This is a genomic window from Paraburkholderia sp. J69-1, assembly GCF_905220255.1.
Taxonomy (GTDB): Bacteria; Pseudomonadota; Gammaproteobacteria; order Burkholderiales; family Burkholderiaceae; genus Paraburkholderia.
The window spans coordinates 26585-51520 of the sequence record NZ_CAJMZG010000033.1; the positions used below are offsets into that span (position 1 = coordinate 26585).

Annotated in this window: 20 protein-coding genes and 1 pseudogene; 14 read left to right on the forward strand and 7 right to left on the reverse strand. The window is 53.8% G+C overall.

What is annotated here, in order from left to right:
• Positions 1-392: 392 nt before the first annotated feature.
• Positions 393-2405, reverse strand: coding sequence for an FUSC family protein (locus tag U5A67_RS37725; protein ID WP_321818407.1), 2013 nt, complete (start codon positions 2403-2405; stop codon positions 393-395).
• A 90-nt stretch (positions 2406-2495) separates the two neighbouring features.
• The gene (locus tag U5A67_RS37730) at positions 2496-2942 is read right to left on the reverse strand and encodes a MarR family transcriptional regulator (RefSeq protein WP_321818408.1); all 447 of its coding nucleotides are present in this window, start codon (positions 2940-2942) and stop codon (positions 2496-2498) included.
• Positions 2943-3538: 596 nt separating this feature from the next.
• Here U5A67_RS37730 and U5A67_RS37735 point away from each other — a divergent pair.
• A complete protein-coding gene (locus U5A67_RS37735) occupies positions 3539-5659 on the forward strand; it encodes an FUSC family protein (RefSeq protein WP_321818409.1) in 2121 nt (706 codons plus the stop codon).
• Between the two features lie 576 nt (positions 5660-6235).
• Here the strand turns inward: U5A67_RS37735 and U5A67_RS37745 are convergent.
• Positions 6236-6594: pseudogene (locus U5A67_RS37745) on the reverse strand (transposase); the annotation flags it as partial.
• A gap of 318 nt (positions 6595-6912) precedes the next feature.
• Between U5A67_RS37745 and U5A67_RS37750 the strand changes: the two are divergent.
• Complete coding sequence (locus U5A67_RS37750) at positions 6913-8031, forward strand: porin (protein ID WP_321818410.1); 1119 nt, start codon at positions 6913-6915, stop codon at positions 8029-8031.
• Between the two features lie 312 nt (positions 8032-8343).
• Here the strand turns inward: U5A67_RS37750 and U5A67_RS37755 are convergent, their stop codons facing one another.
• Positions 8344-9021 (reverse strand): dienelactone hydrolase family protein, encoded by a 678-nt coding sequence (locus U5A67_RS37755; protein ID WP_321818411.1) that lies wholly within the window; start codon positions 9019-9021, stop codon positions 8344-8346.
• A gap of 470 nt (positions 9022-9491) precedes the next feature.
• On the opposite strand from U5A67_RS37755, the gene U5A67_RS37760 reads away from it, so the two are divergent.
• The 12 genes from U5A67_RS37760 (at position 9492) to U5A67_RS37815 (ending at position 20288) form a co-directional block, all read left to right on the forward strand.
• Entirely contained in the window at positions 9492-10700 is a 1209-nt protein-coding gene (locus tag U5A67_RS37760) for an NAD(P)/FAD-dependent oxidoreductase (RefSeq protein WP_321818412.1), read from the forward strand.
• A gap of 31 nt (positions 10701-10731) precedes the next feature.
• Entirely contained in the window at positions 10732-12036 is a 1305-nt protein-coding gene (locus U5A67_RS37765; RefSeq protein ID WP_321818413.1) for an aromatic ring-hydroxylating dioxygenase subunit alpha, read from the forward strand.
• Positions 12037-12046: 10 nt separating this feature from the next.
• Positions 12047-12589: an aromatic-ring-hydroxylating dioxygenase subunit beta gene (locus U5A67_RS37770; RefSeq protein ID WP_321818414.1), complete on the forward strand. Its 543-nt coding sequence runs from the start codon at positions 12047-12049 to the stop codon at positions 12587-12589.
• 12 nt (positions 12590-12601) lie between these two features.
• Positions 12602-13546 carry a VOC family protein gene (locus U5A67_RS37775; RefSeq protein ID WP_321818415.1) on the forward strand — a complete coding sequence of 315 codons (945 nt, stop codon included), beginning with the start codon at positions 12602-12604 and terminating at the stop codon, positions 13544-13546.
• A complete protein-coding gene (locus tag U5A67_RS37780) occupies positions 13543-14322 on the forward strand; it encodes an SDR family oxidoreductase (protein ID WP_321818416.1) in 780 nt (259 codons plus the stop codon). The genes U5A67_RS37775 and U5A67_RS37780 overlap by 4 nt, the downstream gene beginning before the upstream one ends.
• A gap of 20 nt (positions 14323-14342) precedes the next feature.
• A complete protein-coding gene (locus tag U5A67_RS37785; protein WP_321818417.1) occupies positions 14343-14669 on the forward strand; it encodes a non-heme iron oxygenase ferredoxin subunit in 327 nt (108 codons plus the stop codon).
• 11 nt (positions 14670-14680) lie between these two features.
• Positions 14681-15400 (forward strand): class II aldolase/adducin family protein, encoded by a 720-nt coding sequence (locus tag U5A67_RS37790; RefSeq protein ID WP_321818431.1) that lies wholly within the window; start codon positions 14681-14683, stop codon positions 15398-15400.
• Between the two features lie 312 nt (positions 15401-15712).
• Entirely contained in the window at positions 15713-16579 is an 867-nt protein-coding gene (locus U5A67_RS37795; RefSeq protein WP_321818418.1) for an alpha/beta fold hydrolase, read from the forward strand.
• A gap of 10 nt (positions 16580-16589) precedes the next feature.
• Entirely contained in the window at positions 16590-17378 is a 789-nt protein-coding gene (locus U5A67_RS37800) for a 2-keto-4-pentenoate hydratase (protein WP_321818419.1), read from the forward strand.
• 13 nt (positions 17379-17391) lie between these two features.
• Positions 17392-18327, forward strand: a complete 936-nt coding sequence (locus U5A67_RS37805; RefSeq protein WP_321818420.1) for an acetaldehyde dehydrogenase (acetylating) — start codon at positions 17392-17394, stop codon at positions 18325-18327.
• Between the two features lie 17 nt (positions 18328-18344).
• The gene (gene dmpG, locus U5A67_RS37810; protein WP_321818421.1) at positions 18345-19367 is read left to right on the forward strand and encodes a 4-hydroxy-2-oxovalerate aldolase; all 1023 of its coding nucleotides are present in this window, start codon (positions 18345-18347) and stop codon (positions 19365-19367) included.
• A gap of 246 nt (positions 19368-19613) precedes the next feature.
• The gene (locus U5A67_RS37815; protein ID WP_321818422.1) at positions 19614-20288 is read left to right on the forward strand and encodes a TetR/AcrR family transcriptional regulator; all 675 of its coding nucleotides are present in this window, start codon (positions 19614-19616) and stop codon (positions 20286-20288) included.
• 432 nt (positions 20289-20720) lie between these two features.
• Here U5A67_RS37815 and U5A67_RS37820 read toward each other — a convergent pair whose 3' ends face one another.
• The 3 genes from U5A67_RS37820 to U5A67_RS37830 form a co-directional block, all read right to left on the reverse strand.
• Entirely contained in the window at positions 20721-22382 is a 1662-nt protein-coding gene (locus U5A67_RS37820) for a GMC family oxidoreductase (protein WP_321818423.1), read from the reverse strand.
• Positions 22383-22484: 102 nt separating this feature from the next.
• Positions 22485-23993: an aldehyde dehydrogenase gene (locus U5A67_RS37825; protein WP_321818424.1), complete on the reverse strand. Its 1509-nt coding sequence runs from the start codon at positions 23991-23993 to the stop codon at positions 22485-22487.
• A 126-nt stretch (positions 23994-24119) separates the two neighbouring features.
• A complete protein-coding gene (locus U5A67_RS37830) occupies positions 24120-24914 on the reverse strand; it encodes an enoyl-CoA hydratase/isomerase family protein (RefSeq protein WP_321818425.1) in 795 nt (264 codons plus the stop codon).
• Between the last annotated feature and the right edge of the window lie 22 nt (positions 24915-24936).

Genomic DNA, 24936 nt, shown 5'->3' on the forward strand with positions numbered 1-24936 from the left:
GCTACATCACCCCGCTGACTCCGCAACCCTCAGCCCCGGCGATCGTACCGCGAAAAGGAGACCACAAGAGTTAAATTACAGCATGACGGCATTATCTTGCCGCTCTTTAGTCATCTGCCCATATCCAGATGACATACATGCCAGCCCATGATGATGCACATCTGTTGTTTCTTCAGCTTCTTGCCAGGATGCGGGTGAGCGTGGATGCGAACCAACCTTGTCCTCAGTTCAGTCGCTGCGAGCGCGCTATCTCGCAAACTTACCGCTTGCGTCATGTAAAAGGAAGGCCTCCGCACTGTACCAGCGTGTCTAGCCGAGACAGTACCCAAACATGGCGCTCTGGAGAGTATTCAACGGCGGAGGTGGATCATCATCAAAAGAACTGTCTTTCATTATGATGATGCCTTGTTTGCGGCTCGTGAACTCGGAAAAAGATTGCAACGCAAGCTTGCAAGTTTGATAACCAAAGTCCGTTTCTGAGTGACATCACTGATCCTTATGGTTGCTTCGAGTGCCTTGTCTATATCGTGTCTTAGGCTTTCGGGTGGTCGCCGATGATCTCCCGCGAGGAGTCGCCGATAGAACTTTGATATCTCATTTGCAATCAAGAAACTGTTGGGCGTGGGCATATGACTTCCGTTTCTTTTGGTCAATTCGGCAAGTAACTGGCCTGCGCCATAATCACGTAGCGCATCGGACGGTTGTCGCAGGCTAACGCCATCGACGCGGACGGCTTTGTTCGCCAGCAGGGCAATACGGTGCGTTGTTTTGCTCCGCCATTCGGGATACACATATCGGTGTTCCGCGATATCGCTCCAAATGGCGCGCATCAGTCTCTGACCCACCGTCTGCAGCCAGATCGGCTGCACGATGGTCATGGACACAAGGGCAAACATGATGCCGGATAGCGTTGCTAATCCGTTGTTCACGTACCCGACAAAATCGGCCGTAAATTGGTCCGAAAGTATGACGGGGCTCGACAGGCCGACGATCAGATTGAAAGCGAGCGGACTATAGCGTGGCGCCGTGAGCAGAACACCACTGAGAATGAATACGGGGGCGAGTGCGGCGGCGAGAAGTGGAAACCCATCAATCGAGGGCAGTACCGCAGCAACATAGATTATCCCAAGTCCCATGCGCACTATTACGCCGATGAACTTATTCTTCAACGCGTGCGCGGGATCGTCGAAACCCGAGTACACAACGTAGAACACACCGGCCATCAGAACTGCGTTGGTGCCTCCGGTCCAGCCAGACGCAATCCACAGTAAGCAGGCAAGAAACAACGTCACACCGGCTGAACCAGCAATCACTAAAGCAGAAAAATAATCACGCTCGACCGATCTGGCTGCATGCTTGGGATATGCTTTTAGGAGTAGCCGATCCCAACTTTCTGCCTCATCCTGAACAGCGTGGTGAAGTTCACGACACTTCTGCATTGCAGCGATTAGCTCGGAAAGCCGCGAAAACAAGCAAAGTTGCATCATTTCGGATGAGTTCATGCCGGCGGATAGTGAGGGCTCTTGGTCCGCGCAACGCTGTTGCAGTTGGGCTGCATTCAATGTTTGATTACTGTCTTTTGCAACGAACCACGAACAAATATCCTTAAGGAGCTGGACTGAATCTTCCGAAAGTAGCATTTCATGCCTAGTCTCGTTGATCAGTTCATCCACGCTGACAGATAGCGGCAGGAGAATCTCTAACTGTGTTAGGAGAACGTTGAATAGCTTTCGCCGTGCTGGTGAAAGAGAACCCTCGTACCGCACTTGAGTCATTAAACCGTGGATCTCGTTGATTGCGACGGCTAGCTTCCTCCTATCCACAATTAGATTCGCCGAGCCACTCGCGTGTAATGCGTCTGCCGTCCATTGGGCCGTTTGGGTTAGTGCCTGGTCGACTTTGTCCATTAGGGATTTTGTAGCCAAACTTGGCCACAAGACCGCATGCACGACAGTTGCACTCAGAATTCCCAACGTGATTTCTTCCACGCGCGCAACGGCAATATCGAACACGGCAGTGGGTTCGCTCGTGCTTGGGAATGCAATGACACAAGTAGTCACGCCGGCCATCACAAACAGGTAGGATCTCGGAGTCTTGTCGATTGTCGCCAGAAATACGCAAAGACCTAACCAAAGCGCGATTGCCAGTGCAAGAGGTTCCCGGGACTGAGCAAGCGGCGGTACCAGAAACACCGCCATTACGGCGCCAGTCAACGTACCAATCAGGCGAAAGCTAGCTTTTGATGCGACGGCGCCGGCCTTTGGCTGGGCCACGATGTATGCGGAGATTACTGCCCAAAACGGATTGGTGAGCCCCATTCGGAGGGCGACGTACAACGCAATCATCGCCGATAAGTAGCTTTTCACCGAGAAAATAAGTGCAGAACGATTGAAGGCAGAAAGCATTGTGCATTACCGGGGCAGCCCCAGCAAAGGTCAAGGATCGTTAAAAATTCTGTAGCTTGGCCGTTCCAAAATGGACATGAGGAACGGATGTCATTCATTGCTCAATAAGTCGTGGCTGAGGCGTTGCAGGAACAAGTGCAACTGGGTTCTCTCCGCTGATGAAAAATTTCGCATGGCCAGTTCGCGCGCTTGGTCAAAAACGCATCTGATTTTTCGTAGTTCGGGCTTAGCCTTTTCGGTCAGTCCGATCAGTTTGATACGCCTGTCGATTGGGTCTGCGATACGCTCGATCAGGCCTCGCTTTTCAAGGCGATCAAGATGGTTCACTAACGACATGGGCTCAATGCCCATAGCCGATGCAAGCTCGGCTTGGCGAGGGTGACCTAGACGGTCTGCTACCGTCAACGTTCGCGCCTCAGCTGGCGTGATCTCCAAGTCAGCTTTGCGTAGTGCCGCCTCAAATCGAGTTCGCATGAGCCTCGCGGCGGTCGCAAGGACGAAGGCAAAAGAGTCGTCTGATGTGTTCTCGCTCGTCATTTTTCGTGGCTAAGATGGGTAACGATGGACATTATATAAGGCAACCTTATTATAAGCATGCGATTTATAGTTGATGCAACCCCAATTTAAACAAACAGACAGAACTGTTCGTAATGTGGTAAGGTTGGTTAGCAGCGCAACCATTCGGTGCGAAATTTGGCGAGATTGCCGGCGCGCCGCGCGGGACTTCTCATCCCTGACCTCCCAGATGTCGCCATCTCAACTACGGAAGACCATGGCCGATAGGAATGCCATCAGCTCTAGGCATGTCGCAGTCATCGACGTGCCCCTGTTCGTGATCCACAAAGGTTCGGGGGGGGCAGATGGGACTGGCCAACTAGCTGGCAATTGCCCATTCTTCGTGGAGGGGGGATCATGTTTGCGCAGCATCGCTAGGCGATGCGCAGTACAGATTCCGATGATGATAGAGCCAAGACACTGACGCTAGTAGCGGCTGGTGAGGACGGCCGCAGAATCTTCGAAGTGGACGTCGGCAAGTCCCGAGCGTGGGCGCTCGCCAATGTTTTCACTCTTGACTTGGCAATATGTTTGCGTGTCCTCTAGCGGGTCCACGCAGCACGTCAGAGCTGAATTCGATGTCGACACATCTGGCTCGGCGTGCCCGTGAAAATGCAAAAAAAATAGGGAAAGATGTGGTTGAAACACAGCGTGAGAAATTGATCGCTTGGTTGTTCGCAGGAAAGACTTGGGCCGCTGCAACGCTAGCATTGTTCGTGGCGTTGGAATTCAACCTTGACCGACCCGGGTGGGCGATTGCTACGGTTTTCATCACTTCTCAGCCCTTTGCTGGCGCTACGCAATCGAAGGCCGTATATCGGCTCTTGGGCACGTTGCTAGGCGCAGCGATATCGGTAGTCTTAGTGCCAGCGCTTGTCCAGGCGCCCGTGTTGCTCTGTGTGGCTTTAGCGACATGGGTAGCCGTGTGCCTTTACCTGTCCTTGCAAGATCGATCGCCGCGTAGCTATGTCTTTATGCTCGCTGGATATAGCGTCGCGTTCATATCATTCCCTGCTGTAAACACACCGCTTGATATCTTTGACATCGCTGTATCGCGCGTGGAAGAGATCACTCTCGGTGTAATTTGCAGTAGCTGCATCCATAGCATCATCTTGCCGAACAGTGTTATGCGTGCAGTCTGGATTCGGATTGACGGGTGGCTACGTGATTCGCGCGTTTGGAGCGCGCATGCGCTTCGTATGGAGAGCCACCACGTGAACTCGATGCAGTCTTCGTTTGACATAAAAGTTGCGGGATATCCACTTGAACTCGATGCGCTCTCAAGGCACCTCGCATTTGATACATCCCCACTCCGTGACGAAGTACCTTTACTTCGTGCATTGTTATACCGGCTGGAGTTGCTCCATCCCATTCTCGCATCGATAGAAGATCGCCTTGATATGTTCCGTCAGCACGGCGTCGAGGTGCCAGGGGCCATCTTGACGTTGATCAATCGTATCCGTGGTGTATTGCTCGCGGATACAGCGATCCCGGACTTGGCGGCATTGCGGGGCGAAATGGCTGCGGTAGAGGCATTGGAATATCAACTCGATAGCTGGAATGACATCCTCCGGGTTGGGTTAGTCGCTAGACTGCGAGAGCTTCTTCATACGCTACGAGTATGCTATTTGCTGCAACAGAGGCTTGCCGCGGCGCAGAGGCGCCCGACCCGGCGACGTCGCTTTCGTCGATTGGAAGTTAAGAGGCATATCGACCAAGGGTTCGCTCAGTTGTCTGCTTGGACTGCTTTTATATCGGTTTTGGTCGGATGCGTCGTCTGGATCGAAACGGGTTGGATAGATGGTGCAACGGTACCGATGATTGCCGCGGTAGCTTGCTCATTCTTTGCGACGCAGGACAGCCCGCTGCCGTCCATGATGAAATTCGCAAAGTTTGCATTTGTCGCGGTCGCAATCAGCCTAATCTACTCAACCATGTTACTGCCTCGAGCAACCAGCTTCGAGATAGCGGCACTAATGCTAGCTCCACTCTTTATGTGGTTCGGTCGGTTGATCGCAACGCCATCAACAAGTTTCATCGGAATGGTCGTTTCGACGAATGCGGCTACGCTTCTTGGTCTCAACAACGTCTATGTCAGTGATTTTGGTGCATCGCTGAATGCGGCAATAGCATTGCTCTTCGGTATCTTCCTGACCGCAGTGGTCATGAGCGTTATACGGGTCCGCACACCCTGGTGGAGTGCAAAACGCATTATGAAAGCGGCACGCACTGATCTAATCTCGACGCTTCGCCGAGCCCTTGAAGGGGATGGGGGCAGGCAGGCAAAAGAAGCGTTCATTCATCGGATGCTTGATCGTCTTAATCTCGCTATGCCTCGCCTCAACGGCACGAATATACGAGGTGGAATAGGGGAGGCCGCGTTGTTGCCAGAGATTCGGCTTGGAGCGAATGTGCTTGATTTGCATCGCTTTCGGTGCCATCTTCCTCCCGCGGTCAATGCCGAAGTCATCTCTTTGACAGAGCGGATCGCCGATTTTATGCAAGCGTTGGGGCGATGTCCAGACCTGGAGCCATCGCATGAACTCCGGTATCAACTGGATGGACTTCTTTCAACTGTAGCCAACACGGTTTCCACGCATCGGCGTTTCATGTTGCTGGCGCTTGCAGGAATTCGCGTCGTCCTGTTTCGAGACGCAGAATCAAACGAGGGACCTATTCTCGGCGTCAATACCGCGTGACGCCACACCGTCTATTGCGATAGCGTGAAGAGAAGCCATCGGTGCAGAACGTGGTTGACTCACTTTGGTGGGGATAGTGGCCGATCAGTCTAGCAGGCATGTTGAAATGCACCATGCCGATGCACAGCAGGACTATCCAAAGAGTGTCGGCATCGGGTTGATCCGCGTCGATTTGATGTCGAGCGTCCTTACTTCTGTTACGGCTCTAGTGCTATCTTCGCGCGGATAGTCGGCTCTACGCTGCTCTCCCAGCGAGCCTCCGCGGAACAGTGAAGTTGTCTGCTGCCGGAGTAAATAAGAACAACTGTTCGCTCCGGTCCCGGCCGCGATGCAGAGCCAGACGGATCCGGCTGACAGTCTTGCCCCGGCCAAAGAATCGTTCTATCCATTTGTGTTTGCACGGGCTGATAGCGTACGCTCCTGCGCATCGGAAGATGCGTCAACCGCGGAGTTACCCGCCCGGCGGTCGTTTGCGCCGCATGTGACGTTGCATGATTGGCGCAGTAACTTGGCACGAAGGCCGGCGGGGCGCGGCTCGTGTTAGCTTCCTGTGTTCGAGTGCCGGCAACTTGCTGTGTCGTGCTCTAGCAGTCGCGCTTGGGTCGTTCCGATGACCGTGTGATCCCAAACCACAGCATCCATCAAAAGGCAGACAAATTTCCGAAACAGCATGTTGAAGGAGATTTGCACTATCAGCATGCGTTCGCTCCGAATCACATACAGCACCTTCAACACCAGCACGCGAAGCAGCTTCTCTGCCACGATGATCGGAAGTCCGTTCTTCGCGTGACTCCCCTATATGCGTGCAAACAACGCGTCCATACGCTTGACCGCGTCGTTCAGCCGGATATGAATCGGACGAAAGGGGGCAAGGAAAAGTCATCCAGCTTCGCCATTGTGACGACCGTTTCGGTGTAGCCATCCGCCCCGCGCATTGTTTCTGCTCCCGGCGTTCCTTGAGATTGAGACCGCTGTCGCCTTGCGCAAACGTTTCTGTTCGACAGTACCCGAGCTTGATCATCCCCAGGGGTTTACCGGATAGCTGTGCGTACGCTCTATATCTGCTCGGGGATTGATGCGATATGCGAGCATGTCTTTTCGTGGAAACCCCTATTTTGTTACGCCATCAAAGAAAGACAATCACAAAACAAACAAATAAGTGTGTTTGTATGTGTGACTGAAGGATTGGTTGGTTGCGAGGCTGAGCGTTTCGTTGAACGCATAGGCTAGAGAACAAAAATCGGAGGAGATGTATGACACGTTTCAAGATCTTGGCGTCGGCATGCGCCATTGCGATAAGCGGTCCAGCGTTTGCTACTTCAAGCGTTACGTTGTACGGCGTCGTTGATACCGGAGTGGAATTCTTTACACATGCAACATCAACGGGTGGCACGCTAGCGCGATTTCCGACTATTAGCGGCGGCGATCTTCCTTCGCGTTGGGGGATAAAGGGAGTTGAGGATCTGGGCGCAGGCACTAGCGCTATCTTTACGCTCGAAAGTGGCTTTGCTCCGTCTTCTGGAGCGTCGCTACAAAATGGTCGCTTGTTTGGACGACAGTCGTTTGTTGGATTTAAGGGAGACTGGGGACAACTTACCGTCGGGCGGCAGATGAACATGACCATCTTTGGCATGGCCGACGCCGACGTCATTGGACCTTCCGCCTTTAGCATGGGGTCATTCGATGGTTATCTGTCGGCCGCTCGAGTTGACAACAGCATCGAATACCGTGGAACGTTCTCAGGACTGACGGTTGGCGCGAGCTATTCATTCGGCCGCGACGTTATGCCGGCGGGAAATTGCGCGGGAGAGGTCCCGGGCGACATGATGTCTTGTCGATCAATCACGGCAATGTTGAAGTATGATCAGGCTCGCTGGGGTGTGGCATTTATCTATGATGAGCAGCGGGGTGGGGCGGGAGCAACCGCAATCAGTGTAGTGCCTGGTGCGCCAGGTGTCGCGTTTGAAAATTCAGGAGACACAGATCGACGCTATCAAGCCAATGGGTACTTTCTTCTCGGAGGAGTCAAGATTGGCGGAGGATGGTTGCATCGTGAAGTAAATGGCGACGTACGTACTGTAAGAACGGATCTAACTTATCTTGGCCTTTCCGTCCCGCTTACGGCTTGGACTCTTGATGCGCAAGTATCTCACATAAAAAACAATTCCTATGATGCAAATGGGACACAAGGCGTTGTCCGCGCGAACTATTCGTTATCGAAGCGAACCGCTCTCTACGGACTGGTTGCATATGTCAAGAACAGTGGGCATGGCGGGATCTACTCAGTATCATCGTCTAGTATTACTCCTGCGACGCCCGCACCTGGTGTCGGTCAGGCGGGAGTGATGTTTGGCGTCCGCCACTACTTCTGACTATGCTTTCAGTTAGGAGTGGCGCGGCAAATCTAGATCATGGTCGTGCTTTCGTCAGTGTTTGTTTAGACCGAGACTAGGATTCGGTCTCTTAGCGCCTTTTTATATCTACGTGCTCGTCGGGCTGGCGTCCTCGGGGAGCATGAAACGCGATCCTCGGTCTTTTATCGGAGGTACTTGAATGATCGCAGACCTACATCGAATAGAAGAATCGATATCTTCTATTTCTACAATTTATGATTAGTATTCGTTATGATGCGTTGTCTCGGGAGACAACGCAATTTCGATTATGAGAAATTCGAGCCGTCCCAATCACGATAAATCTGGCGATGTACGAGTATGTTTGTCAAGAAAGCTCAAGGTGCGCTGTAGCGCCAGATACGAACTTTCTGGGTGATAGTGTAGGGCGTCTCCTTGTCTATCGAAAGCGTGTCCGATCGGATATAGAAAAGTGGTCTCGACCCCAGCGCTTAGATCGGCCGTCTGCCGCGGGGCGTATTGCTTGTCCATCTGACCTACGTGGTTCAGTACGGGCGTTTCTACACGCCGTTCCTTTTGCTCATTGTCCTGCGCGGCATAGTAGACAACACATGGAAGACGCAATGCCCGCGCTGCTTGCTTAGCGACGACGCCGCCCCAGCCGTAACCAACTAACGCAATGTTGCCCGCGTGGGCGATTGCTTCGACGGCGGTCTCAACGAGTTCAATCGCTGACGAATTGCCCAACTGTGATGCGAGTTCCTGCCCGCGTTCCAGTTCATTGGGAAGATAGTCGTCGAATTCGACTTCGCGTTGGATCTTATCGAAAAGAGCCGGCACCACGGTGTGGTATCCCGCATCAGCGTATCTCTCCGCTATGGCTCGCATATCATGGTTTACCCCGAATACTTCGTGAATCAGCACGACTCCACCGATAGGGCGGTCGTCCGGGGTAGCAACCCAGCCGTTCATGGGGCCGTATTTCGTTACCATCGTAATCCAGTGACTCATTTCAATTTCTCGTAAAGGAGTGGAAAAGTGGCTTACTACAACCAGGGAGACATTGTGCGTAGCGAAGGTTGAACCAACCGCGCTCGACGTATCTTGATGGATGGTAGTTGCCCGTGGAGCATCGCGGATCCGACGCAAAGAAGCTTCACCGCAGCCCACAATCACCGGAAGCCGTCAGCCAATTCCGGTTGCTGTTCTTCTATCGTCTATGGGAGTGTAGGACCTTGTTGTGCTGAGTTCCCCAATCGTATGCCACACATCGCATAGTAACAAACAAACAAGCGTGCCGGTTTGTATTATGTAAATATTTCTCTCTATCGCTAGTCGAATAGTGTTGCACTGCAGCAGTAAAAAATATGTTGAGCGAGTTGACAGGCGAGATGTAACGAAGAACAATGACGAACAAACAAACGAACACGTCGGTTTGTAAGTTGTATTGAGTCTCGATGGAATCAACAACTGGAACACGTATGAACAAAGACACTGACAGAATCGTGATCATCGGCGCAGGACAGGCCGGTGCAACGGTTGCGTTTGGGTTGCGCCGCGGAGGTTTTCAGGCCGAGGTCACACTCATAGGCGAGGAGTCTCATCTACCGTATGAGCGTCCGCAACTGTCAAAGGAGATGCTGCAAGCGGAGCAGGGTGTAGTCCGTCTTTTCAAATCTATGGACGAGTTCGAAGCGAACGGAATTCAGCTGCACCTTGGTCGTAAGGTGGTCAAGGTGGATGCGAAGGCGCGAAGAATTCTTCTTGACGATGGACGTCAGCTCGACTTCGGGCGATTGGTGATTGCAACAGGAGTGAGGCCACGGCAATTGCCGGCTGCGAGCTTTGATCCTGCGCGAGTGCATTATCTGCGAACGGCCCAAGACGCAGAGAGCCTGCGTGTAGATCTTTTGGCGAAAAAACCTATCGCGATCGTTGGTGGAGGGGTGATTGGGTTGGAAGTCGCGGCCGCAGCACGGAAGATCGGTTGCCGGGTGGTCGTTATAGAAGCTTCTGATCGGCTGATGTCAAGAAGCGTGGATAGCACGGTTTCTGAGTACCTCGATAGAACGCACAGGGAAAATGGTGTCGATATCCGCTATGGCGTGCACGTAACGGAACTGCTCAGCGACGGTCATCTCCGTCTATCTGACGGCAGTACTGTTGCTGCGGAGAGTTTGGTTGTTGGAATTGGTGTAACTCCAAATCTCGAAGGTCTTGAGGAACTTGGTATTACAGACGACGCAGGGGTCCGCGTAGACGCAGCCGGTGAAACCAGTCTTGACGGGATCTTTGCGACTGGGGACGTCGCTTCGCAACCAGGATCCGCAGGCTTTGGGCGTATCGAGACATGGGCAAACGCGCAGGACCATGCTCTCAACTTGGTAAAAAATCTGCTTGGACAGCGGGCCTCTTACGACTCACCCGTGTGGTTCTGGTCAGACCAGGGGCATATAAATCTACAAGTGGTGGGCGATGCAACTCGCGGTAGGCGCATCATTCGTGGGGATGAGAGCAGCGATCAATTCAGCATATTTTGGCTTGACGAACGCGATCGTGTACGTGGTTGCTCGTGTGTGAACTCACCTAAGGATATGGCAGTTGCGCGGCGTTGGGTAAAACAGTCAAGCCGCGTTGATGCAAATAAACTCGCCGATTCTGAATGTCCGCTGCGCGATTGCGCAATTTAAATACGCAGATTTCAATAAGGAGGAGAGTCTCGTGGAGAACAAAGGAAAATTGGTTGAGGTGGATGAAGACAACCTCCAGTTCCGGGTAGCCAGAGAAGCATTCGTAAGTGATCAGATTTTATCTGAAGAATACGAAAGAATATTCGATAAATGTTGGCTCTATGTGGGGCACGTTTCGGAGTTTAAGAAGCCGGGTGATTTTGTTACGCGAACAATTGCGCGCCGAAATTTGCTGATCACAATGGGAACGGACAACAAGATCAACGCGTTTTTCAATACATGTCCGCATCGTGGGGCCACTGTTTGCCGCGATAAATCCGGAAACTCGAAAAATTTTCAGTGCTTTTATCATGGTTGGGTGTTTGGCTGTGACGGGAACTTGAAGAGTCAACCCGGAAAAGACCGATATTGCGCCGACTTCATCTCGACCGGTGCCGGTAATCTCGTTCCCGTACCGCGCTTCGACATCTACGCGGGCTTTTGCTTCATAAGTTTCAACGCGGAAGTGGAGTCGTTGCCTGATTATCTGGCGGGGGCCAAAGAGTATCTCGAGTTGGTGTCGAAGTACTCAGAGAGCGGCATGGCTATCTCCAGCGGAACGCAGGAATATGCGATCCGAGCAAACTGGAAGCTGCTGGTGGAAAACAGTGTCGATGGTTATCACGCTGTAAGCACGCATGCAACGTATCTTGATTACCTGAAAAATACAAACGGAACCCTATCTAGTACGAAGCTCGAGGGAACGAGCTATGACCTGGGCAATGGCCATGCCGTACTTGAGTATTCGGCACCTTGGGGACGCCCGATTGCATCCTGGATTCCACTTTGGGGTGAGGAGGGAAAGCGGGAGATCGACGAGATCTATGCGCGTCTGGTTGAGCTGCACGGCGAAGAAATGGCTTCGCGCATGGCTCATAAGAACCGGAACCTGATGATCTTCCCAAATCTAGTCATCAACGACATTATGGCGATCACTGTTCGGACATTCTATCCGCAGGCTCCGAACTACATGTTGGTCAATGGTTGGTCGCTTGCACCAAACGAAGAATCTGATTGGGCGAAGAAGTTCAGGCTCAGCAACTTTCTTGAATTTCTCGGGCCAGGCGGCTTCGCTACGCCGGATGATGTCGAGGCGTTGGAGTCCTGTCAGAACGGCTTCAATAATTATCGACTCGTACCGTGGAGTGATATTTCTAAAGGCATGGGCAAGGAGTCGCCAAACTACGACGACGAGCTTCAGATGCGCGCTTTCTGGACGCGTTGGAACGCCTATGTAAGTAAGTCATCGTGTTCCTCTTCGGAAGTTAGTCAATCTTCGTCGGCATCCACCGCCTGAGGTAATCCAAATGAATGCGATTGTCAACGAAAGAAACTCTGTGCGTGTTCCTTCGACCAGTGACTTTGCCGAATACGTAAATCGGACGGAGGTCGAGGATCTATTGTTTTATGAAGCAGAACTTCTTGATTCCTGGCAGCTTCATGACTGGCTTGCGTTGTTTACCGAGGATGGTACCTACTATGTTCCCTCTACGGATTTACCGCGCAACGCCAGTGCGGACGAAAGTCTTTTCTATATCGCCGATGACCCAGTTCGCCTGCGCGAACGAGTTATCAGGCTGATGAAAAAGACCGCCCATTCGGAGTATCCACGCTCTCGAACACGGCACCTTATCAGTAATATTCGGATTCTTGAAGCTGGTCCGGACGAGATCAGGGTAGCCGCGGCGTTCGTGACGTACCGGATGAAATTTGGTAGTAGTGACGCATATATTGGTAGCACGAACTATCGTTTGAGGCGGGTCGATGGTCAACTACGGATCATCGAGAAGAGATGCTTCCTCGACCTCGAAGCACTTCGTCCTCATGGGCGAGTCAGTATCATTCTTTGAGCCGGAAACACAATGGATATCACGCTTCCATTTCGCTACAAGAAACTTGGCTACGCTGCGATTAACGTCACAGACCTCAGTCGATCAGTGGCGTTCTACGAGAAAATCGTTGGCCTTGAGGTGACACATGTGGATGCTGACGTTGCGTACTTACGCTGCAGTCGGGATCACCACAATATTCTGCTTTGCCAGTCAGATACTCACGGGCTCAAACGGGTGGGTTTTGAACTGGAGCAAGAGAGCGATGTACGTTCCGCTTTTGAGCACTTTGAGAAGCTCGGCATGAGACCTGCTTGGGTGTCCAAGGACGAAGCCAGGAAGATGAAACAGGGTCTGGGTTTTCGCGTGCGCGAGCGCCACAGTGGCCTGTTGTTTGAGCTCTTCGTCGGCAATATGCACTTAAGCAAGCCGTTCGTGCCGACAGTTGCGAAGATTGCTCGCATTGGCCATGTTGTGATCGGTTCGGAGAACTTCGAAGCGAGCCGGGACTCGCTAGTAAGCGATTTCGGTTTTCGAATCTCGGACCTCATTGAAGACCGCATCGTGTTCATGCGATGCCATCCCAATCCATACCATCACACCTTTGCCGTTGGGCCGGCGTCCAGCAGTCACTTTCACCATGTAAATTTCATGGTCAATGACATCGACGATATCGGTAAGGCGCTGTATCGGATCAAGAAGCATGACATAAAGGTGGTTTTCGGGCCTGGTAGGCATCCGCCTTCAGACAGTGTGTTCTTTTATTTCCTAGATCCTGATGGTATGACCGTTGAGTACAGCTTCGGTATGGAGAGATTTGCGGAGCATGGTGCTCGTCCGCCGCGGTATCTGGAGCCGGTTCCTGAATCGCTGGACGTATGGGGTGCGGTTCCTGACGGTCAATTCGGTCGAAGCGGTCCGATTGAGGGAGACGTCGGCGATCTGTTGAATCAGACAGCAGATAAGGGGGGCCTGTGAGCCAAACGAAAAAAAGTCGGTCCAGCTTGGAAGGACAGGTCGCCGTGGTTAGTGGTGCTGCTCATGGCATCGGTCGAGGCATTGTTGAGCGACTTCTGCAGTTGGGTGCAAAGGTAATGGCTTCGGATATCGACCGCGACGGGCTGTTCGCCACTCGCGAGCAACTCGCCAAATCGTTCGGATCGTCCATCGCTGCTCACGCCGTCGATCTTTCAAAAGAGCGCGGTGCGCAAGCATTGCACCGCGCCGCCGGGAAAAAGTTCGGACCGGTGCAGGTCCTTGTCAACTGCGCTGGTGGTGGTGTGATCCGTCCGTTCCTCGAACATACGCCGGAAACGCTCAAGGCGACGATCGATAGGAACCTGTGGACCGTCATTTGGTGCAGCCGCGTGTTCTTGCCCGACATGGTTAATGCGAAGTACGGTCGGGTCGTCAATATCGGTGCGGATTCGGTGCGCAACGGTCTGGCGGCACACGCCGGGTACAACGCGGCCAAGGGGGGCATGCACGCGCTGACCACAGGTTTGGCCCGTGAATTTGCGTTGAATGGAATAACGGTCAATACGGTTGCGCCGTGCGCAGTGAATACCGACGCCTGGGTGAAAGCGAAAAAGGCGAAGCCCAAGCTGGCACAGCAGTTCCTCGACGTAATTCCGGTCGGTCGGGTCGGCGAGATCGAGGAGGTTGCATCGATGGTGGGATATCTCGCACTGCCTGAGGCTGCTTTCGTGACTGGCCAGGTGATCAGCGTCAACGGTGGCAGCACGATGCTATGAGTAATCAAAGGAGTGAAACAATGGACTTGGTCGATCTGTGCGCTTCGGGCGACGTCACGGACGGGGAAATTCGACGTGGGCAATTGCCTTCTGGGCATGCGGTGGCCATTTACTGCGTAAGCGGCGAATACTTCGTAACAGACGACATTTGTTCACATGGCGACGCGTCGTTGTCCGAAGACGGCTCGCTGGACGGATACGAAGTCGAATGCAGTTGGCATTTTGGTAGATTCGACGTTAGAAGCGGAGCGCCCTGTGCAATGCCTTGCGAACACGCACTTCGGAGCTGGCCTGTGAAGATAGAAAACGGTCGGGTCTTCGTAGACGCCGGGGCACATTCGCTATGAATGCAAATGAGATGGGCGTCCTCGAACGCCGAGTGCGGGTTGCAGCGCGAGCGCTCGCCCGCCACGGACTTGTTGGGGCTTGGGGGCACTGCAGTGCGCGAATCGACGAAGAGTCGTTCCTCGTGTGTGCGTCACGGCCAATGGGGAACATCGGTCGGAACGAGCCGGGGATCGTCGTTCGCGTCGATTCGCCGCTGCCCTTTGGGGTTCTCGGAGAAGTACGTATCCATCAACAAATCTACAAACAGCGTCCCGATGTCGGTGGCGTATGTCGGGTTATGCCGCCACACGTGGTCGCCCTATCGACCCTTCGTATCGTACCGAAACCACGGCACGGTGTAGGCGCGTTTAATGCGGCGTGCAAATTTTGGGAAGACCCGCGACTCCTACGTGACGATGTGCTGGCAGCTCAGTTGGCTAAGCAGTTAAGCGACGCGCCGTCGATCATCATGCGAGCGAATGGAGCCGTCACGGTGGGTCCAAATGTCGAGCTGGCTGCCGGCTTTGCATGGTGCCTGGAGGACGCAGCACGCATCGAGGCGCTTGTCAGATCCATGGTTGGAGAAGAGCGATCAGACGATGTATTTCTTAACTCCGATGAAATCGCGTCTCGTCAAGTTAGCTCCGGTGCAGTATTCGAGCGCTTATGGGAATACCTGACGGCCGGCGATCCAGAAACAGTTGTGAGTGACACTGAGTTCCCAAAGCCGGTGTGGGGAAGCGTCACTTGAGGGTATGAGATTGCGATCGGGCTTTACCGGTCCATGCTGGAATTGGGCAGTTCGCAGTTATGACGTCGGAGGGCGGTTTGGGAAAATACAGAAGGGATCGCCAACGTCCGTGGTCTTAGGATTAACAACGAATGCATGAGATGGTTAGTAAAGATTTACGGTCGCGCCGGAGTAAAAATCGGTTCCGATAATTTGTGATTTGCATGCATATCGCGTTTCGCGAGAAACCGTCGTTTGCACTAACGATTCATCTCTACCCTGAAGGCAGTTGGTGGCACCAATGTCGAACCTTCATTTTCAAGGAAAAAATTTATGAGTCTCTGGCTTGATTTACTCGGCGCAGAAATCCGATATGTCGATACAAAGAATTTTGGAACAATTCGCATTGCTGAAGCTGGAAAGGGAAGCTCCGATACGCTGATCTTCTTGCATGGTATTAATGGTCACTTGGAGGCGTACGCCAAGAACATTGTTCCGCTGTCGAAGGATTTTCATGTCATTGCGTTCGACTACGTGGGGCATGGTCTCTCTAGTAAGCCGGTGCGGGAATATAACCCCGTTATGCTTGCGGAGCAGCTTGGCGAACTGATGGATGCGCTCGGTGTGGAAAAGGCACATCTTTCAGGCGAGTCACTCGGAGGCTGGGTTTCTGGCCATTTTGCAGCGATGTACCCACACCGGGTGGGGCGGTTGATGCTCAATACAGCAGGCGGAATACCGATCGTAACCGAAAAAGGTCAGCAGGACTTGGCGCACTTTATCGGGTTGAACAAGCGCAATATCGACAACACTCCGACTTACGAATCTGTGCAAGCGAGGATGCACTGGCTAATGCACCCTACGAACCGTCACTTGGTGGATGACGAACTGGTCGACTTGCGTCTGCGCGTTTACCTCAGACCGGAAAGCCGTGCGGTTCTGCCGAAGCTAAACGAGATTCTCGAGCACCACGATGAGTATCTGATTCCGCTGGAACGGCTACCTGAAGGCACTCTGTTCCTGTGGACGCACGACAATCCTATCCACGATACCGAATCAGTGAAAGCCGCACAGGCGAAAGTGCCCGGAAGCACGCTCTACTTCATGAAGGGCAAGGCAGCTCACTGGCCCCAGTACGAGGCAATCGATGAGTTCAATGACGTCGCAGTGAAGTTTTTCAAGACAGGATCGGTCGATTGAATATCCGGATATGAAAAAATCTACTGAAATCGCGGAACTGCTTTGGAGTGCGCAGCAGCAAAGGGTGCCATGTCCTCCAGTGCGTGACTACTTCGCTGATCACGACGTGCACGAACATTCGCCGCTGGCCTATGAAATTCAACAAATTAATATCGAAAGGCATTTGGCGTCAGGTCGCAGGGTTGTAGGACGAAAGATCGGACTGACGTCGACCGCCGTTCAGACGCAGCTCGGTGTTGACCGGCCAGACTTTGGCACGCTGCTAGACGATATGGCAATTGTTGATGGCGAGGCAATAGATATCGCCAGACTATTGCAGCCGAAGGTTGAAGCAGAGATCGCACTGGTTCTTGATAAAGACCTAACCCATGAAAGGCATACCGTCGCTGATCTGATTGGCGCGACAGCTTATGCTCTGGCGGCGATCGAAGTTGTGGGAAGTCGCATTGCAAACTGGAACATCCAGTACGTTGACACCGTCGCAGACAACGCTTCGTCAGGTCTGTTTGTCCTTGGTAGCAAACCGGTGGCGCTTTCCAAGCTGGATTTGGCGGGATGTTCGATGCGATTGACATGCGGCGAGGCAACTGTATCACAAGGTGTCGGTGCCGCCTGCCTTGGTAACCCGCTAAACGCTGCACGTTGGTTGGCCGATACCCTGGTGCAGGTCGGGACCCCCATGCGTGCGGGCGACGTGATCCTCACCGGCGCGCTCGGCCCTATGGTGGCAGTGCAGGCTGGTCACACCTACATCGCGCATATCGATGGTTTCGCCCCGGTACGGGCGATCTTTTCCTGATGGGATAGCTTTCATGAACCTGAATGACGAAAAGCATGCGGTCGCCATTATCGGATCCGGCAACATTGGCACGGATCTGATGGTGAAGATTCTGCGCCACGGAAAGCACTTGAAAATGGGGGCGTTCGTAGGTATCGATCCCGAGTCGGATGGTCTGAAGCGGGCTGAACGCATGGGCGTATCAACGGTGGCGACCGGGATTGAGGGGTTACTTTCACACCCCGACTTTAAATCTATCCGTTATGTGTTCGACGCCACGAGCGCGGGCGCACATGCACGGCATGAACAGTTGCTTCGCGCACACGATGTGCGAGTAATTGATCTGACTCCGGCAGCGATTGGGCCATTTGTCGTGCCGGCGGTCAACATTGACCAGCATCTGGAGTCGCCGAACGTCAACATGGTGACGTGCGGAGGGCAGGCGACGATTCCTGTCGTCGCAGCGGTCTCCCGCGTTGCGCCAGTTGAATATGCCGAAATCGTTGCGTCGATTTCGAGCCGGTCAGCTGGCCCAGGCACTCGAGCCAACATCGACGAGTTCACTGAGACTACCTCGAATGCGATTGTGCGTGTCGGCGGCGCGAAAGTCGGTAAGGCCATCATTGTTCTGAATCCTGCTGAGCCACCGTTGATTATGCGGGATACGGTCTACTGTCTGGTTCCCGGTGACGTCGACCAGGCTGCGATTACCGATTCGGTCGAGCAGATGATCAACTCTGTACGCTCCTATGTCCCGGGGTATCGACTAAAACAGTCGGTGCAATTCGATAAGTTCGTGGGGCGGATGCCCCACGAGCCTGTCGGTATGAAGTCACCGCGTTTTAAAGTGTCGGTGTTTCTGGAGGTCGAAGGCGCTGGTCATTATCTGCCAAGCTACGCCGGTAACCTGGACATTATGACCAGCGCGGCGCTGGCTACTGCAGAACGCATGGCTGCGAAGCTGCAGTGATATCAAGGGGACGAACTATGTATGACGCGAGCAAGAAGATTTACGTATCTGACGTGACCCTGCGTGATGGCATGCATGCGATCCGCCATCAGTACAGTGTGGCGGATGTGCGTCGTATTGCGCAGGCGCTTGATCAAGCGGGCGTCGACAGCATCGAAGTGGCACATGGCGACGGGCTCCAAGGGTCCTCTTTCAATTACGGGTTTGGCGCGCACACCGATCTGGAGTGGATTGCGGCTGTGGCCGACGTCGTCGAACACGCGAAGATTGCAACTCTGCTTTTGCCCGGTATCGGGACAATCCATGACCTTAAGGCTGCGTACGACGCTGGTGCGCGTGTTGTGCGAGTTGCAACTCACTGTACGGAAGCCGATATCTCGAAGCAGCATATTGAGTATGCGCGTGCGCTAGGCATGGATACAGTCGGTTTCCTGATGATGAGCCATATGACGACTCCAGAGAAGTTGGCTGTCGAGGCAAAGAAGATGGAGAACTACGGAGCGAACTGCGTTTATGTCGTTGATTCTGGTGGTGCGATGAACATGAGCGACATTCGAGACCGCTTCCGCGCATTGAAAGCCGTATTGGCGCCTGCAACTCAGACAGGCATCCATGCACATCACAACCTGAGCCTTGGGGTGGCGAACTCGATTGCCGCAGTTGAAGAGGGCTGCGATCGAGTTGATGCAAGCTTGGCTGGCATGGGCGCGGGGGCGGGGAATGCGCCTCTGGAAGTATTTATTGCGGCAGCAGAACGGCTCGGCTGGAACCACGGAACAGATCTTTATGCCTTGATGGACGCCGCGGATGATATCGTGCGACCGCTCCAAGATCGGCCTGTGCGTGTCGATCGAGAGACTCTAGCGCTAGGCTACGCGGGTGTTTACTCAAGTTTCTTACGTCACTCGGAGGTTGCAGCGGAAAAGTATGGCTTGAAGACCGTAGATATTCTGGTAGAACTGGGACATCGCAAAATGGTAGGCGGACAGGAGGATATGATCGTAGATGTGGCGCTGGACCTTCAGCGCAATTCCGCATGATATGACCCTTATAATTTAGGCATTGAGGCGGTCCGCGACGAGAAGGTTCCTTGCGCGGAGTGGTTATTCCTCTGATGCCGATTATTGGGGCGATCATAGGGGCAACTGAGGCACAATTTGTACTGAAAGGGACGGTTACTGTCGGTGCCGTCCCAGCACTTAGAGCCCAGATATTCCGCTCAGACAGGCATGGTTTTGGGCGCTCGTCGAGCGTGACGCTCCGTGTGCTAACCTATCGACCCCAAAATGATCGAAACAGGTTTCCTGATGGCACACCCAAGTATCAAAGGCGTAGCGGAAACCAGCAATGGAAGACGTACCCAGGCAGAACGCACAGAGGAAACCCGGGGCAAACTTCTGGCTGCGTCCGTGGAGGTACTGGCAAAGAGGGGCTACGTCGGATTTCGGACAATGGATGTGGCCGACGCCGCACAGGTTTCGCGCGGTGCGTTGACCCACCACTTTCCGTCAAAAGACGATCTCATCATCGCGACTCTGGAATATGCCTTTGCCGGCTCCGCGGAGCGAGGGGAAGTGAGGGCGCATCGGACTCAGACAGTGGATGCTGCGATTGCGGCGCTCATCAAGGATAGTCAAGACTTCTTCTTCAGCGATTTGTTCCTTATCGCGCTGGAGTTCGCGTCCCTGAACCGGAGGGATCCGGAAAGTCCTATACCTATCAGTACGATTTCGAGGGCGGCCCGCTTGCCGGTAGAGACTGCCTGGATAGAGTCGCTTGTCGCCTCCGGTGTGCCGCAAGCCATCGCGGAAGACGTGTTATGGCTGACGAATAGCATTATTCGGGGGTTGGCAGTGCGTCGGCTCTGGCAAAACGACCGAGCACGTTTCAATCGCACACTGCTCAGATGGCGAAAAATGGTCAAAGTCTATATAGACAATTTCAGTGCCGACCAGGATTGATCGCGCACCTTCAGATTGTCTCTTCGCCTATAAATAAGGGCGCAACAGGATTGGAATTGTTCATCTACGCATGAGCGATCGATTGAAGACCGTCTGGAAAAGAGCACGGAGTATCCGAGAAAGCAGATCCTGTGGAAGGCTCGCGCTCATATGCGCAGCCGTCCAGACCAGATAAGCATGACATTGCGGGGTCGTTCTTGGCACACTTGGCGGAGGTCCAATTGAAGTGGTGCAGAAGACATGCAGCGAGTTAACCGATTGCCTCGCAACTAGTGGCCCCGTCGAGCTGAACGCGCGCTGCTTTCTCCACGCGTTGAAATAACCGAAAGTCCTTGCAGTAGTCGGCACGGTGTGGATCAATTACTGGATGGGTGTCGATCCGCCCGTGCCATTTGGCGGTCCGGCGTGGTCGGGCGTCGTGCCGCCCGCGTTTTATATCGTTCTGATCGCACCCGTTTGCGAGGCGATGCGGGCATTGGTGCTTTCAGCGTAGGGAAGTCTCGAAGCTTTGATGATTATTTCCGCTGCTCGCTCCGCGATCATAATGGTTGGTGCGTTGGTGTTGCCACTGACGATGTGTGGCATGACGGACGCATCGGCTATCCTGAGGTTCGCAATCCCCCAAACTTGCAGGTTGAGATTGACAACGGAAGTATGGGGTTCTGCGCCCATACGGCAGGTCGACGTGGGGTGGAAAACTGTCGTGCAGTTCGTCTTCACGTAGTCGAAGATATCGCTGTCGTTCGAGAATACTGGCGCTATGTTCTTCGTGATTTTTTTCAAGGAGGGGGCGTTAAAAAACTGAAGACCGAGCTTGACAGCCTTGACTTGAGACGCAAGATCGCCTTCGGCAGTCAAATAATTGCCTTTTAGTCGAATGTTGTCTGCGTGGGTTGGCCCGGTCAGAAGAATTTCACCACGGGACTCAGGATAGACGTGACCGATCTTCAGCGATAACCCGTCCTTGATTTGATCTGGCTGGTTTTCGTTGGCATCACGTTTCCCTTCATAGAATGGAAACACAAATAGCTGTGTGTCAATTCTGCCGTCACGATTGATATCAAAATATCCGCCTCCTTCTAAAACATTCGAAGAAACCACGCCATCGTGGTTAACCGTAAGCCACTCGATTCCGTTGGCAATTTTCCGTAGACCTTGGCCTTCTCGCAAGAAACTAGGTATGCCCGGAGTTTCAGCAGTCAGGGAGACCATAAGATGGTCCTGGTAATTCTTGCCGACTTGTGGGCTGTCAACCTGGACAGCAATCCCCAAGTCACGCAGATGTTGAGCGGGTCCAATGCCCGATACCATCAAAAGCTTCGGAGTCTCGAACGCACCGGCGGTCAGAATAATTTCCTTTGTCGCAAAGGCTTCGATAGCGGAATGACCTTTATGGGAATAGCGCACGCCAAGTGCTTTGCCATTCTCGATGAGTACCTTATCCGCAGTCGCCCCCGTAATCAGGGTTAGTAAACTGTTCCCGGCGACACGCCGGAGGTATGCACGAGCCGTGCTTGCCCGTCTGCCTTCATGGATGGTGCATTGCCAGAAACCGACTCCCTCCTGTTCCGCGACACCACTCAGGTCCGTGATGTAAGGGTAGCCTAGTTCTTGCCCGGCTTTGATATATGCCATAGTGAGTGGATGGCGATAGCGGTGCTCACTTACCCATAGGTTGCCATCCGTGCCGTGATTTGCGGAGCTTATGATCTCGTTTCGCTCCGATCGGATGAAATACGGCAATACGTCTTTATGACCCCAGCCTGTGCAGCCGTACAGGTTTGCCCAGTCATCGTAGTCGTGAGCGCTGCCGCGGACATACACCATGCCGTTTACAGAGCTTCCTCCCCCAAGTACGCGACCTTGGTGAATGGGGATAGGGGGGATCTTCAGCTCCGGATTCGCTTCGCTTGTATACTTCCATGAATACTTCTGAGCATTTCTTAATCCTGCGGGCATATGGATGAACTTATCTCTATCCACTGGCCCGGCTTCGAGCAACAACACTCGAGAGCCTGCCTCAACGAGTCTGGTAGCGATGACGCAACCAGATGATCCTCCTCCTACTACGATATAGTCGTATGTGTTTGCCATTCTGATAAGTCTCGAAGTTCGCTTATTTTATTCAATAGTCTGGACGTGAAGGCATTAATGTTGCCTGTACAACCTTTCAATCCGTCGGACAACACGCGGGCGCTATGAAACATCATGATGCGAAGGTGGCCTGTCCAGTAGAACGGTTTTTGTCTCGAGATAAGGCATCAAGCCTTCAACACCGCCCTCTCTACCAATGCCAGACTGCTTGAATCCACCGAACGCAATACCGAAGTCGTTTCGGAAAGCATTTTGGGCGACCGTGCCTGAGCGGATCTTGCGTGCGATGGAGTAGGCATGGTCAGCATCATTTGTGAATACGGCGCCGCTGAGTCCATATATAGAATCGTTCGCAATCTTGATCGCTTCATCTTCACTGTTCGCGGGGATCACTGCGAGGACTGGCCCGAATATTTCTTCCTGCGCTAATTCGGAGCTATTGCAGACATTTCCGAATACCGTGGGCTCTATATAGAAACCGCGTGGTAGGTGATCTGGACGTTTCCCACCTGCCGCAAGGGTGAATCCCGCGTGAATGCCTTTCGCGATTGCGTGTGCGACGCGCTCTCTCTGCTTTTCCGTGGCGACGGGGCCCATCTGCGTGGTGGAATCGAACGGATTGCCAACCCGCACTGCCGAGTATGCGGCCGATAGCGCTTCAAGAAAGCGATCATGGCGAGATCTCGGCACAATGATGCGAGTCAGGGCAGCACAGACCTGACAAGTCATTTGACTCGCAGCCGTAGCCAGTGTTTTTGCTGCGACCTCCATGTCATAGTCATCAAGTATGATCGCGGCAGATTTGCCTCCAAGTTCAAGGGTGAAGCGGCCAACTCGCTGAGCCAGAACGGCTGCAATATGTTTACCAACCGCGCTAGAACCCGTGAAGGTTATTTTGTCGACCCCGTGGTTTCGAACCAGTGCATCCGAGGCGTCTCGGTCCGCGGTGACCACGTTGACGACACCCGGCGGCAGGCCAATTTCCTCCGCGACTTCAGCAATGATTAGCGCCATGCCCGGCGCTTCGGGCGACGACTTGATGACGACTGTGCAGCCGGCGATCAACGCCGGAGCGAGCTTGTAGGCGATGAGCATCGCGGGTGCATTCCAGGGGATGATCGCACCGACAACGCCAACGGGTTCCCGAATGAGCAGCCCTTTTCCAACGCCAGAACTCGTTGCGCGTAATTCCTCAAATGAAAAAGTGTCAGGTAGTTTGGCGTAGAAGTCGTAGATGTCGGCAATTCGTGGCATGTGCGATTCAGCGAACGCATAGGTGACCCCCATCTCATTGGGCCAGACGTTTGCCATGTCGCCCGAGCGCGCCCGGAGTTTCTCCGCTATTGCGTGAAGGTAGCGGCCTCGCTCCGCGTGCGTAAGGCGGGGCCATGGACCGTCGTCAAAAGCTTGTCTGGCGGCAGACACTGCCTTCTCTATGTCAACCCTGCCGGCTTCGGCAACGCGAACGTAGACATCCTCGGTGCTGGGGGAGATGACAGAAAATTCTGCCCCAGTGGAGGATGCTACCCATTTTCCCCCGATGTACAGCTTATCTGGATGCTTGTATGGCGCTCGTGCTGCCCGCAGATCATTGGACGATGTTGTGAACACAAATGACTCCTTCGATGTCTGGCAATTGATTTTCGTAAAGGTAATGCGATCGATTCGGTGGGAAATCTTAAGAAAATGGCGGGGATGTAGCGCTGAATGAACCGCCGTTCACCGGTGCGCGTACCGTCATTGACCGACGAATCGAGGTTCGCGCTTCTCGAGAAACGCGCGCAGACCTTCTGCTCCGTCATGAGACGCATAGCAGACGTTTTGCGCGGCCGTCTCGCGGGCCAGTGCGTCGCGCATAGCGCCCAGGTGACGCTGCTGCACGGCACGTTTTGCAAGGCGTATCGGCAGGGGCGCATTCATGGCGATTCGGGAAGCCATTGCGCGCGCGGTATCCATCAACGCGTCTGGTTCGACCACGCGGCTAACGACGCCGTGGCCCAGCGCCTCCGCGGCATTGAGCACCTCGCCCGTGTAGATCAACTCCAGGGCCTTGGACTGGCCCACGACGAGCGGAAGCAGGTAGGTACCACCGTAGTCGGGCATCATGCCGCGCAGCACGTGAGATTGTGCGAATTTCGCGTTCTGTGACGCGATGCGGAAGTCTGCGGCGAGTGCGAGATTCATGCCCGCTCCCATCGCGGGGCCGTTCACCGCCGCGATGACCGGTTTCGACGCTTCGTACACGGCGAGCAAGGTGCGGTCACGCGGGGGCTCGATCTTGTCTTCGAGTGTCTGACCGTGCACCGCGCGCGCGTGAATCTCGCGCAAATCACCGCCCGAGCAGAACGCGTTGCCCGCGCCGGTCATGATGATCGCGCGCACGCCGTCGTCGGCTTCCGCTATGGTCATCGCGGTCACGATGTCCTCGCGTAGCGTGCCCCCGAGCGCGTTGCGGCATTCGGGCCGGTTGAGCGTGACGATGGCGATATGATCTGCGCGTTCGTACAGGATATTGCCAATGGCTTGCTGCATGCGTTCGTCTCCAGTAGGTGCA

Coding starts and splice junctions, on each gene's coding strand:
- U5A67_RS37725 (WP_321818407.1), bottom strand. CDS start 2,405: ATGCTTTCTGCCTTCAATCGTTCTGCACTTATTTTCTCGGTGAAAAGC.
- U5A67_RS37730 (WP_321818408.1), bottom strand. CDS start 2,942: ATGACGAGCGAGAACACATCAGACGACTCTTTTGCCTTCGTCCTTGCG.
- U5A67_RS37735 (WP_321818409.1), top strand. CDS start 3,539: ATGTCGACACATCTGGCTCGGCGTGCCCGTGAAAATGCAAAAAAAATA.
- U5A67_RS37750 (WP_321818410.1), top strand. CDS start 6,913: ATGACACGTTTCAAGATCTTGGCGTCGGCATGCGCCATTGCGATAAGC.
- U5A67_RS37755 (WP_321818411.1), bottom strand. CDS start 9,021: ATGAGTCACTGGATTACGATGGTAACGAAATACGGCCCCATGAACGGC.
- U5A67_RS37760 (WP_321818412.1), top strand. CDS start 9,492: ATGAACAAAGACACTGACAGAATCGTGATCATCGGCGCAGGACAGGCC.
- U5A67_RS37770 (WP_321818414.1), top strand. CDS start 12,047: ATGAATGCGATTGTCAACGAAAGAAACTCTGTGCGTGTTCCTTCGACC.
- U5A67_RS37775 (WP_321818415.1), top strand. CDS start 12,602: ATGGATATCACGCTTCCATTTCGCTACAAGAAACTTGGCTACGCTGCG.
- U5A67_RS37785 (WP_321818417.1), top strand. CDS start 14,343: ATGGACTTGGTCGATCTGTGCGCTTCGGGCGACGTCACGGACGGGGAA.
- U5A67_RS37790 (WP_321818431.1), top strand. CDS start 14,681: ATGGGCGTCCTCGAACGCCGAGTGCGGGTTGCAGCGCGAGCGCTCGCC.
- U5A67_RS37795 (WP_321818418.1), top strand. CDS start 15,713: ATGAGTCTCTGGCTTGATTTACTCGGCGCAGAAATCCGATATGTCGAT.
- U5A67_RS37800 (WP_321818419.1), top strand. CDS start 16,590: ATGAAAAAATCTACTGAAATCGCGGAACTGCTTTGGAGTGCGCAGCAG.
- U5A67_RS37805 (WP_321818420.1), top strand. CDS start 17,392: ATGAACCTGAATGACGAAAAGCATGCGGTCGCCATTATCGGATCCGGC.
- dmpG (WP_321818421.1), top strand. CDS start 18,345: ATGTATGACGCGAGCAAGAAGATTTACGTATCTGACGTGACCCTGCGT.
- U5A67_RS37815 (WP_321818422.1), top strand. CDS start 19,614: ATGATCGAAACAGGTTTCCTGATGGCACACCCAAGTATCAAAGGCGTA.
- U5A67_RS37820 (WP_321818423.1), bottom strand. CDS start 22,382: ATGGCAAACACATACGACTATATCGTAGTAGGAGGAGGATCATCTGGT.
- U5A67_RS37830 (WP_321818425.1), bottom strand. CDS start 24,914: ATGCAGCAAGCCATTGGCAATATCCTGTACGAACGCGCAGATCATATC.